This is a genomic window from Paenibacillus sp. Marseille-Q9583 (assembly GCF_976954365.1).
In genome coordinates this window covers 20586-32406 of record NZ_CDRJTB010000072.1, presented here as the reverse complement: position 1 = coordinate 32406, position 11821 = coordinate 20586, and the positions used below count along the sequence as shown (strand labels likewise).

Annotated in this window: 10 protein-coding genes; 4 read left to right on the top strand and 6 right to left on the bottom strand. The window is 43.4% G+C overall.

Features of this window, described 5'->3' with window-relative positions; translation table 11 throughout:
• The first annotated feature begins 156 nt into the window (after positions 1-156).
• Together rpsD and ACWNM1_RS25320 are read left to right on the top strand one after the other, a co-directional pair.
• On the top strand, positions 157-756 hold the full coding sequence (gene rpsD, locus ACWNM1_RS25325) for a 30S ribosomal protein S4 (RefSeq protein WP_042126823.1): 600 nt from the start codon (positions 157-159) through the stop codon (positions 754-756).
• A 145-nt stretch (positions 757-901) separates the two neighbouring features.
• On the top strand, positions 902-3814 hold the full coding sequence (locus ACWNM1_RS25320; protein WP_449603105.1) for a transglycosylase domain-containing protein: 2913 nt from the start codon (positions 902-904) through the stop codon (positions 3812-3814).
• Positions 3815-3896: 82 nt separating this feature from the next.
• Here ACWNM1_RS25320 and acsA read toward each other — a convergent pair whose 3' ends face one another.
• Positions 3897-5621, bottom strand: coding sequence for an acetate--CoA ligase (acsA, locus tag ACWNM1_RS25315; RefSeq protein WP_449603104.1), 1725 nt, complete (start codon positions 5619-5621; stop codon positions 3897-3899).
• A gap of 159 nt (positions 5622-5780) precedes the next feature.
• Here acsA and ACWNM1_RS25310 point away from each other — a divergent pair, with 159 nt between their 5' ends.
• The gene (locus ACWNM1_RS25310) at positions 5781-6413 is read left to right on the top strand and encodes a GNAT family N-acetyltransferase (protein WP_449603103.1); all 633 of its coding nucleotides are present in this window, start codon (positions 5781-5783) and stop codon (positions 6411-6413) included.
• Positions 6414-6420: 7 nt separating this feature from the next.
• Here the strand turns inward: ACWNM1_RS25310 and ACWNM1_RS25305 are convergent, their stop codons facing one another.
• From ACWNM1_RS25305 to ACWNM1_RS25295, 3 genes are all read right to left on the bottom strand, one after another.
• Positions 6421-7116 carry a 5'-methylthioadenosine/adenosylhomocysteine nucleosidase gene (locus tag ACWNM1_RS25305; RefSeq protein ID WP_449603102.1) on the bottom strand — a complete coding sequence of 232 codons (696 nt, stop codon included), beginning with the start codon at positions 7114-7116 and terminating at the stop codon, positions 6421-6423.
• An 89-nt stretch (positions 7117-7205) separates the two neighbouring features.
• Positions 7206-8216 (bottom strand): catabolite control protein A, encoded by a 1011-nt coding sequence (gene ccpA, locus ACWNM1_RS25300; RefSeq protein WP_042187330.1) that lies wholly within the window; start codon positions 8214-8216, stop codon positions 7206-7208.
• Between the two features lie 264 nt (positions 8217-8480).
• Entirely contained in the window at positions 8481-8933 is a 453-nt protein-coding gene (locus ACWNM1_RS25295; protein ID WP_449603101.1) for a hypothetical protein, read from the bottom strand.
• A 206-nt stretch (positions 8934-9139) separates the two neighbouring features.
• On the opposite strand from ACWNM1_RS25295, the gene ACWNM1_RS25290 reads away from it, so the two are divergent.
• Positions 9140-9664 carry a type 1 glutamine amidotransferase domain-containing protein gene (locus ACWNM1_RS25290; protein ID WP_042126813.1) on the top strand — a complete coding sequence of 175 codons (525 nt, stop codon included), beginning with the start codon at positions 9140-9142 and terminating at the stop codon, positions 9662-9664.
• Positions 9665-9755: 91 nt separating this feature from the next.
• Here the strand turns inward: ACWNM1_RS25290 and ACWNM1_RS25285 are convergent, their stop codons facing one another.
• Together ACWNM1_RS25285 and ACWNM1_RS25280 are read right to left on the bottom strand one after the other, a co-directional pair.
• On the bottom strand, positions 9756-11156 hold the full coding sequence (locus ACWNM1_RS25285; protein ID WP_449603100.1) for a DUF4179 domain-containing protein: 1401 nt from the start codon (positions 11154-11156) through the stop codon (positions 9756-9758).
• Complete coding sequence (locus ACWNM1_RS25280) at positions 11149-11679, bottom strand: sigma-70 family RNA polymerase sigma factor (RefSeq protein ID WP_449603099.1); 531 nt, start codon at positions 11677-11679, stop codon at positions 11149-11151. The genes ACWNM1_RS25285 and ACWNM1_RS25280 overlap by 8 nt, the downstream gene beginning before the upstream one ends.
• Positions 11680-11821 lie beyond the last annotated feature (142 nt).

Below are 11821 nucleotides of genomic sequence, written 5' to 3'. Positions count from 1 at the left end.
CGTAACGTTGTGTCACCCTCACGCATTTCGTTACTGCCAGGGCAGCGGCTGAACTTCCCTGGCAGTGTGGAAGCCATTCATGCTAATCACGGATACGAAATGCGGCGCAAATAGGCCCTACCCTGAAATTTCAATTATAAAGGAGTCTACTATAACATGGCACGTTACACCGGACCTAAATTCAAACTCAGCCGCCGTCTGGGAATTTCCCTTAGCGGTACAGGAAAAGACTTGAAACGCCCTTTTCCACCAGGACAACACGGAGCTAACCAACGCAGAAAAGTAAGTAACTACGGAATGCAGCTTTTGGAAAAACAAAAACTGCGTCACATGTATGGTTTGGGAGAGAAACAATTTAAAACTCTCTTCACTAAAGCACAAAAGCTTCCAGGTCTTGCGGGCGAAAACTTCATGTTCTTGCTTGAAAGCCGCTTGGACAACCTAGTTTACCGTCTTGGATTTGCTAACTCCCGTGCTGGTGCACGTCAGTTGGTATCCCACGGACACGTAACTGTTAACGGCAAAAAAGTCGACATCGCTTCTTACCGTGTAAGCTTGGGCGACGTTATCGGTCTTCGCGAAAGAAGCCAAAGCATGGCTTCCATCAAAGAAGCTCTTGCTAACCGTTCCCACCTTCCAGCTTACCTGGAATATGCTGAAGGATCTTTCGAAGGTAAATACATTCGTTTGCCAGAACGTTCCGAGCTTTCCCAGGATATCGATGAGAAACAAATCGTCGAGTTCTACAACCGTTAATATCTCGCTTATAGCGAGTATGACCAAAGCCTCCGGATTTATCCGGAGGCTTTTTGTTATTCTAATAGGTAATGAACACTCCGACTGCATTCAAAATCGCCAATTTGTGCTATAATAATTCCGTTAAAAGGAGGAATTATCGTCGATGGTTCAAGAGAACAAGAAAAAAAACGTAAAGAAGCCTTCACCCCGCAGATCCGGGCTTAGCAGGTTCGGTTCTGTAGTTAAGTGGATGTTTATTCTTGGCATAATAGGCATTCTGTTCGTCGGTGGTGCAGCAGCAGGATATGTCACTTCCATGGTGAAAGATGAACCTGTTCGCTCTGAGGAAATGATTCAACAGCAAGTCGGACAAAATGCGATCACCGGATTCGCATACTTCCGTGATGGCGCACCGATCGGCCAGCTTCGTACAGAAGAAGATCGAAGGCTCATTCAATACAACGACATCCCCCAGATTATTATTGATGCAGTTCTCGCTATAGAGGACAATAATTTCAATGAGCATAATGGCGTGGATTTCAAAGGCACCTTACGTGCCGTCAAACAAAAGATATTAAATGAATCCGTTCAGACCGGAGGCAGTACACTTACTCAACAGCTCGCAAGACGTGTATTTCTCAATCTGGATCGAACAGAAGATCGTAAAGCAAAAGAAATTCTACTTTCACTTAGACTAGAGCGCTTCTTGACCAAGCAAGAGATTTTAACGGCTTATCTGAACAAGGTTCCGTTCGGTAATGGCTCGAATGGCTATAACGTATTTGGGATTAAAGCTGCATCCAAAGGTATATTCGGTCTGGATGATCTAGACAAGTTGAATATTGCCCAAGCGGCGTATTTGGCCGGTCTTCCACAGCTCCCCTCCGCTTATTCAGCATTCAATGGCGTTGGAGAATTCAACGCAAAGGCGTTCAATAGAGCTATGGATCGTCAACAGCTTGTACTTCGTCGTATGCTAGAGGAGAACAAGATCACTACCTCCCAATATGATGAAGCACTCAAGTTTGATATTAAAAGCTCTCTCGCTCCTCACACTAAGAAAGCCTATGCTACATATCCATACCTAATGATGGAGACGGAGCGTAAAGCAGCTGAGATTCTTTTGTCACTAAATGAAAAGAATAACAGCACAGCTGATACCACTAGCTCTAGTGATAATGCCATACTTCTTGAGGAAGCAAGACAACAGTTAATGACCGGCGGTTACCGAGTCTATACCACGATTGATAAGAAAGTATACAGTGCAATGCACAGTATTTCCGAAGATAGTAGTAATTTCACCAAGGACAGCAAAACAAAAGGTGTTGAACAGACGGCTGGCATATTGATCAATAACAAGACCGGAGCCATTCTCGGTATGATTGAGGGCCGCGATTTTAATATCGAGCAAATGAACTACGCAACCCAAATGGTCCGGCAACCCGGCTCTACGATGAAGCCGATTTCAGCATACTTACCTGCCTTAGATGCAGGACTGATTCAACCTGCTGGAATCTTAGATGATGCTCCAATCATTTTGAAGGATGGCGGGAAAGGCTTCCACATCCCTAAAAATGCTAACAATCGCTATCAAGGTTTAGTTACGGCTCGCTATGCACTTAATAAATCCCTCAACCTACCGGCGCTTAAACTTTTTAACGAGAAGGTCGGAATAGAGGATGCTTGGGCCTTTACTAAAAAGCTAGGGATCACTACACTCACCGAAGATGATTACAGAGCGCAGACTGGGGTTATAGGCGGTCTTCGATACGGTACATCCGTTGAGGAATTAACCAATGCCTATTCCGCCATTGGCAATAAGGGAGCATTTAATGATGCTTATATGATTGAGAAGATTGTGGATTCGGAAGGCAAGATCGTTTATCAGCACAAGGTTAACCCTGAACAAGTATTCTCTGAGCAAACTGCTTATCTAATGACCGATATGCTGCGTACAGTAATCACAGAAGGTACTGCAAGCACAGTAAGAAGAGATTATAAACACTTTAAAGACGTTCCGATTGTAGGTAAGACTGGCTCCACTCAGAACTATGGAGATGTCTGGTTCATGGGCTACACCCCTGATGTCACACTTGGCATGTGGGTTGGTTATAAGGAACAAATCAATACCCTTACAGGAGATACACAAAAACGACAAGCACAGACCTTATGGGCTAAAGTCATGAATGCTGTTATTGATAAGCAGCCAGACTTGTTCGTTACAGACAAATTCACACAACCTGAAGGAATTACCAAAAAGACAGTTTCCGCGTACAGCGGTAAGCTGCCAACGGCTCTAACTGACAAATTCACAACGGATCTTTTCAATACGAAATATGTACCTAAAGAGAGCGACGATGGGATTTCCAAAGCCAAGTATATTACTTACAATGGCGTCAACTATATCCCACTCGAAGGTACACCGGAGGATTTCCTGAAAGAAAAAATCGTCGTTAAACGTGAAAAGCCGATCCAGGAATTAGTTAAGGAGCTCTTGGCAGCCTTCTCTAAGATGAAGGAGCATAAATCGCTGGAGTATTATATGCCAGCCGATGCTAAGACAGATTTCCCTACTGAAGTCGATCCACGCGTGGACGACGGTACTTCGCCTTCTGCTCCTGGAAATGTAAGTGTCTCATACAGCACTGGAAAAGCTGTGATCAGCTTCTCCCCAAGCGGCTCTCCAGATGTAGTAGGGTACCGCTTATACCGTTCTTTAAACGGCGGGTCTTTCCAGAAACAAGCTGTAATTATGGCTGACGAGAGCAAGGTATTCTCGCCAGGAACGCCTGCGAGTGCCAATGCAACATTCTATGTCAGTGCTGTTGATGTCGCAGGTAATGAGACAGCTTCTGGTAGCGTTGCTGGAGGCACTACACCAACTCCGGAAGCAACACCAACTCCAGATCAGCAACCGGAGACAACGCCTCCTACAGGCTCTGAGAGTACACCAGGAGAGGATATCGAAATTCCTGGAACCATTCTACCTACGCCTACTTCAACGCCATCTGGCGAAGGTAGCAGTAACGGAAACAGTAATAGTGGTACAGCCGGCAATACGACTGGAAACCATTAACCGGTAGTCCGAAGAATAACTTCACACAGCAAAACACCGTTCCCTTGAATTCATTAGGGAACGGTGTTTTTTATGATCCATTCTAATCTTCTATCGTTGATAAATCGCCAGTTGGGAGATGAAGCTCCCAAGCCTTTAATACACGCCGCATGATTTTACCTGATCGTGTCTTAGGAAGTTTATCCTTAAATTCGATCTCTCTCGGCGCAGCATGCGCAGACAGTCCGGCTTTAACAAATGCCGCGATCTCCTCTTTGAGAGCAGCTGTAGGAGTATAGCCTTCTCTCAGCGAAATGAAAGCCTTGATAATTTCCCCACGCACCAGGTCTGGTTTACCAATTACACCCGCCTCTGCCACAGCAGGATGCTCTACCAATTTACTCTCCACTTCAAAAGGTCCTATACGCTCACCAGAAGAGTTGATAACGTCGTCAATCCGTCCTTGAAACCAGAAATATCCATCATCATCCATATAAGCAGAATCACCAGAAATGTACCAACCAGGAATACGGAAATACTCCTCATACTTCGCCTTATTGTTCCAGATCGAATTCATCATGGATGGCCAAGGCGTCCGTATTGCAAGATTCCCCATTGAGAATGGTGGGAGAACATTGCCTCGATCATCTAAAATCGCTGCTTCAATGCCTGGCAACGGACGGCCCATAGAACCTGGTTTGATATCCATTCCAGGATAATTACAGATCAGTTGCGCTCCCGTCTCTGTCATCCACCAAGTATCATGAATGCGCTGGTTGTAGAACTTATCTCCCCATCGCACGACTTCAGGATTTAACGGTTCTCCAACAGACAGGACATGGCGCAGGCTGCTCAAATCAATTCCCTGAATTGAACTCTCTCCTGCCCCCATCAACATACGAAATGCTGTAGGTGCACTGTACCAAATACTAACCTTATTTCGTTCAATCGTCTTATACCAATCCTGAGGACTAAAGCGTCCCCCTCTCACGACATTCGTTACCCCATTTAACCAGGGTGAAAATATTCCGTAAGATGTTCCTGTCACCCAGCCTGGATCAGCTGTACACCAGTAAATATCATCTGGACGTAGATCCAGCACCACTCTACCTGTATAATAATGTTGAATCATTGCTCTTTGCACATGATAAACGCCTTTAGGTTTTCCTGTAGAACCAGATGTATAATGCATGATAAGGCCATCGTCCAGGTCAAGCCATTCCAATTCGAGCTCAGAAGATGCGTTATCCATCTCCTCAGTGAAACCTAAGTTACCTTGCCCGATATCAGTGGTACCGCCTACTAGAAAAATATGACGCAAATTCGGAAGCTCATCTCGCTTCACACGATGAAGTAGTTCAGGTGTAGTAACCAAAGCAACCGCACCACTATCTTCCAGCCGGTCCTTAACTGCTGTTTCCATAAAGGCTTCGAACAGAGGGCCCGCTATTGCCCCAATCTTCAGAATACCTAGTAAACTAAAATATAGTTCCGGTTGACGAGGCATAAAAATAAATACCCGATCTCCCTTACCGATACCATATTTACGCAATACATTTCCGAACCGATTCGAACGTTCCTGCAGATCGGCAAATGTATAGGATTCATCCCGCACTGCATCACTGTAGAGCAGGGCCGTCGCCGATCCCCGTCCTTCTTGAACGTGGCGATCCACTGCTTCATGAGCCATATTAACCTTTCCAGTGTCATACCATGAGAAGTTACGTTCAACATCCTCCCACTTAAAATTGGCTACTGCCTGGGTGTAATCAGACATATTGGAGCTCTGCACACGGCCAGGCAAAATTTCGCTATGGACTTGACCCATCACTCTTGCCTCCCTCACTCGTTTGATTTAAGCTTTAAGGGTAAGACTCTTCTCTTAGATAATGATGTCAATGCAATGAATGTGAATTTTTTATGTCTGAATTAGTATAACATAGCAAACGTTTACATTCCATATTTTATCATTCGAAAGGAGCACGGCATGGAACATCGTAAAATCCCTGTCTCCCATACGCTTTCATATAAAGGTAGAACAATAACAGTAAGTGGCCCCCGATCTCCAGAGGACCTTAAAGCCCTCCACATGCATCATGATCTCGATGCCTTCCGCAAGCCGATTGAACAGCAAGAAGCTCTCATAGAGATTGCTAGCCTACCAGAAGGTCGTATAATTACAGCTGTAGAGGATGGCACTATAATAGGCTATGTAACCTTTCATTATCCGGATGAAATGGAGCTTTGGTCACAGGGTGGAATGATGGATCTAATTGAGCTTGGTGCTATTGAGGTGAGTAATGATTATAGGGGAGCCGGACTAGGCCGGCTGCTGATTTCCACTGCTTTTGAGCAAGAGCAATTGGAGAATTGTATCGTCTTTACAACAGAGTATTATTGGCACTGGGATTTAAAAGGAAGTGGGCTTGATGTGTGGGCTTATCGTCAAATGATGGAGCGGCTAATGAAAACCGTAAATATGGTTTGGTATGCTACGGATGATCCCGAAATCTGTTCACATCCAGCAAACTGCCTAATGGTTCGTATTGGACAAGAGGTACCTATGTCCTCACAGGAGACTTTCGACAGGGTACGCTTTAGACAGCGCTTCATGTACTAAACGAGTATTAAAGGTGCTGCAACATATATTCTAATATAGAATGTGAGCGCCCTGAGGCTTCTACCGTGAACTCCTTAAAACTCACAGTTGATGAACCGTCAGATTTATCAGACATCGAACGAATAATAACAAAGGGAGTGGCGTTCATCACACACACTTGTGCAACCGCCGCCCCTTCCATCTCCACGCACGCTCCATCCAATTCCTCTCTTAATTTGGCTACAATCTCCGCATTAGAAATGAATTGATCACCTGAAAGTACTTTGCCGACCAAGTACTTTTGGCCTAACTCGTTACACGCCCTCTCAGCAAGAAGTACCAATGAAGGGTCTGCCTGAAAGACAGAATTATCCTGATAAGGTATTTCACCTTTTGAAAATCCAAGTGCTGTAGCATCCATATCATGCTGAACACAAGTAGAGGATATAACAATATCTCCAATGTTCAATTCAGGGTGCACAGCCCCAGCAACCCCAGTAAACAACACACGAGACACACCAAAGAAATCCATTAGAATTTGTGTCGTAACTGCTGCATTCACTTTACCTACCCCAGATTTACAGAGCACTACAGACTTTCCTAATATATTTCCTATGTAATAATGAATTCCTGCCTTGACCTTCGTCTCCTTATTCTCCATCCTTTCTAGTAATAGCTTAATCTCTTCATCCATCGCACCAATTAATCCGATGATTTCAGGCAAAGATAACGCCTCCTCCAATGATTTACTCTGTAAAAAACATAAAAAGCTCCAAAAGGAGCTTTTTACGGAAATACTGTTTAGTTCTTAAATTACTTATTCAGATGATTAACAGACAGGCGGAGAATCGTTTCATGAGGTAAGATAACCCGCGGATTCTCAACCGTCTCTTTCTTCATGAGTTTCGTCAAAAGTCTCATTGCTACCGCACCTAGATCATACATAGGCTGGGCTACAGTTGTCAACAATGGACGAACCATCGAAGCCATACGGATGTTATCCACACTAATAATGGAGAAGTCATCCGGTACCTTCAGGCCTTCATCCTGAATACTGTGAATTGCACCAATAGCCATCTCGTCGGTTGCGGCAAAAATAGCGGTTGGCTTCTTCTTGAGTCCAAGGAAATACTTCATGGCTTCGACACCAGATTCATAGCGGTAGTTACCGATACGTACCAAGTCTTCTTGATACTCAATTCCAGCCTGTTCAAGTGCCTTCTTATAACCATGGAAACGTGCATATCCATTCGCAGGATCCTGGAGTGTACCACTGATCATTGCGATTTCTCGGTGACCGTGACGAATCAAAGTATTCACTGCATCAAAAGCAGCGGTTTCATGATCGATGTCAACGGAGGGATAAGTTCCCTTCTCATCCCGTGTAGCACATAGGACAATCGGAACTGCAGAAGTCTGGAAAGCTTGAATATGTTCTTCGGTTACCGTACCACCCATGAAGAGCAGACCATCGACCTGTTTCTCCAAAAGGGTATTGATGACACGGATTTCCTTTTCTTTACGCTTATCCGCGTTACACAATATAATATTGTAATGATACATGTTCGCGATATCTTCAATCCCGCGTGCAATTTCTGCAAAAATCGAGTTTGAAATATCAGGGATGACAACCCCAACGGTTGTCGTTTTCTTACTGGCAAGTCCTCTCGCCACGGCATTGGGACGATATCCCAAACGCTCAATCGCTTCAAAAACTTTCTTCCGGGTCTGCGGTTTCACGTTAGGGTTATTGTTCACAACCCGTGATACCGTAGCCATAGATACGCCTGCTTCTCGAGCTACATCGTAAATGGTTACCGTCAAATTACTCTCTCCATTGCGATAAATTTTATCGTTCGACTAATTAAAAATATGATACGACACTTTGTACAATTGTGCAATGATAACGCTTCATTTTCCTTTCAAAATTTCTTTCAAGGCTGAAGACGTAACCCCTAATTACAATTTTTGACTAGTGTAGGTTTCCCTATTCACGAGCACAATAATGTAACTTCTATCTATCGTAACAAAAAGTGAGTGAAAAATCCAACATTCCGTGAAAGTTTTTCATTATTTTCACAGAATGTTTTAATAATTTGCGTTTTTAGTCGTTTGGAACGTTAATTGAGACAGTCTTCGACTAGTTTCTTCCATCCAATTCTGGTCTTTAAGCCCCTCAGCTAGTCGGTATAGGTCTAGTAACATATCCACTCTAGCCTGAATTGTCTCTCGGATAGCCAACTCTAATTCTTGAAAACCTCCGACAATAACCTCTGACAAAGCTTCTTTTAGGACACTAGCTAATTCATTTCTTTGAGTAAACGAAAAATCTTGTCTTGGCACATCCGCGTTCAATTCTTTCACTAGCTTTCCTAGATCTGCTTTAATAAACGACAAGGGCTCATAACTAGTACATTTCGGACAAGTATAGACAGGGACATGTGTAATCTTCACCCTTGTATTAAAAATCAATGAATGCATATGTAAGTTCATGAGGCCACCGCAGCTGCACAACTTCTCCATTAAGTTATCTGTATACATCTTCTACACCTCTTGCAAGAAATGAATTAAGTACAAAGTATGACTTTTCAATTTCTATATTCGACCTCCCTCGATTAAAACCCTCCTTAATTGCATATAATGATTAAATTGGCAATTCGTCTATAATTTACAACCCTTCAGATGACTTCGTATTTTAAATTTGATAGAATATGAAGGATCATGTGATACGAAAGGAACTTAACAAAATGAGACTAGCTGGAAAAAAGGTCATAGCACTCGTAGACGATGAATTTGAAGATTTGGAGCTCTGGTATCCCGTGTACCGAGTAAGAGAAGAAGGCGCTGAGGTTCACTTGGCAGGTTTGGAAAAAGATAAAACATACATCGGTAAATATGGTGTGCCTGCAAAAGCGGAGTACTCCTGGGACGATCTTAATGCCGCAGATTATGACGGGATTTTAGTTCCTGGCGGCTGGGCCCCTGATAAAATCCGTAGATACAGTGCCGTACTAAAGCTAGTGCAGGATTTCAATGCAGCTAAGAAACCTATTGGGCAGATCTGCCACGCAGGCTGGGTATTAATTTCCGCTAAAATTCTGGAAGGTGTAACCGTCACCTCCACACCCGGCATCCGTGATGACATGGAGAATGCCGGAGCGATATGGAAAGATGAAGCTGTGGTTACGGATGGACATATTATTTCTGCTCGTCGCCCGCCAGATCTTCCGCCCTATGGCAAAGCTTTTTGTGATGCGTTAGCTGGGGAATAAACAGTAGAAATAAAGTTTAAAATCAAACAAGCCCTGTCTCTCCATTTGAGGAACAGGGCTTTTGATTTGATTCGCTCGACTTTGGAGCTACTTACTTAATTCGAATGGACGCTTTCTCCTTGATTTTGTTTGGATAAGAATTAAACCAGAAAGTCAACGGTTGGGGTAGCGTTTCCTTGCCTACATTGAAGAGATAGGTTACTGTAGTTCCCTTACTACTTTCATTAAACTCTCTATATCCTGAGTAATTATTTTTGATAGTTTCCATCATATGCCCGCTTCCAGAGCTATCTTCAAAATAATCGCTCAATCCAAAACCTCTATCATTAAGCGAGTCCTTCTCTTCTTTAGGAATAAAGTAATCTAACACCAGAATTCCCTGTTCTTCGTTCTCCATTCGTTTGGAAATCGTCAGATTGCTATCCGGTACCTTCAGAATCTGCTGTGTTTCGGTATTAATCACAAGCTCAAGCTTAGATTGATCTAGAGCAGAAATCCCTTCAATTTCAAACTTAATCGGATCATCAGGTCTCATATTATCATTATGATAAATATTCGATCCACTTACCCACATTAATTCCTCTTGTTGCTGTCCTTTTCCGATGACAAGCTTAGGTGAAAGCATATTAAATATCCTCATTGTATTCTTTTGGTCATATCTTTCCCGCATATAAATACCCGTAGGTCCAATATAGATATTCTCCATATTAATTTGCTGTCCGGCGATGGACAGACTATCCTTTAGATCAACTCTTTTTCCTTGAATATAAACCTTGTTGGTATCCATTGGAATCTGAATGTTTAAAGATTTAAGCTCACCGCTTGATAAAGCTGGATCATCAGGTACTGGAAACAACCTTAGAGAAATATTCAACGGGTCTTCCAACTCATCCTGATATTTATCCCATACGATTTGCTCGTACATACGAGTTGTCCCAGGAGATCCAACATCTTGTGCGTTAATAGTGCTAAACCCGCTGTATCCTGTGCGATAAATATTACTTTCAGGAGTCTTTTTCAAGGATAGCCCAAACAGCTGCATTTTCCGATCTGTATTGTTTTCAATTGTATACAGAACCGCAATTCCTCTTCGATCGGCCAAAATTCCATTAACCGTCCACTTTATTCCATCCACCTCAGCTGAAGAAATATTCACTTCCTTCATCATCCCTGCGTCAAGTGCCGATGTGATGGTCAGATTATTAGCGATAGTCGGGCGGAATACTTCAAGCGATCCCCAGCTTTTTGGTGGTAACTGCGCACGAACAGGATTGGCCATCTGATGTGCCCAAGGTACAATAATTAATAAAGCGATGGCTAGGACCGCCAACGCAACAACAGCGTATCTTTTTCTAAAAGAGAAACTTTTGTGGCTACCTTGCTGCATCCCCTTGTGAATCGCGGCATCCAGCTTAACATCCGGGATCTCCTCAGCCTCGACATCAATTCTCTGAAAATAATCGTTAAGCAGCTTTTCTTCAGACTCAGCCATAAAATAGATCTCCCTTCCGTTTCATTCTGTCACGCAGTTGTTTCAGACCTTTGTTGAGCCATGTCTTTACGGTACCCTCCGGTTTATCGAGCACCTCTGCAATTTCTGCAAGGGTCATATCCTTGTAATATTTAAGTACAAGCACCTGGCGATACTTCGGCTTAACCCCATCCAGCGCTTGTTCCATGTCCAATCTGCGGTCGCTTTTCATCTCCATAATCCCTATATCACTTCGAGTAGCTTCTGTGACAGCATTCCTCTTTCTGCGCTTCAACTCATCATTACAACAATTGATCAGAATGCGAGTTAACCAAGGAACAAACCTTTCGGAGTCCTTTAAGCTTTTACGTTTAATCCATGCACGACAGGTTGCCTCCTGCAGAACCTCTAACGAATCCGCCTCGTTTCGCAGATAGCTGTAAGCAATGCTGTAAAGCTTTCTTTTCTGTTCAGCTACCAGCTCGTAGAATGTATCTTCTTCCGTAGCATCTATCTCCATTTCGTCTTTAATAATGTGTTCCATCCTTGTTTTGTCCTCCCCCCTTGCCTTCACGCATAAATCATTCCTGTACAACACGCTCTATGTATAGACTGCGCTGAAGCGCAAACGGTTTTGTTTTTTTATAACAATCTATTACAAAAGAAAAAGGCTCGGCAAGAATGCC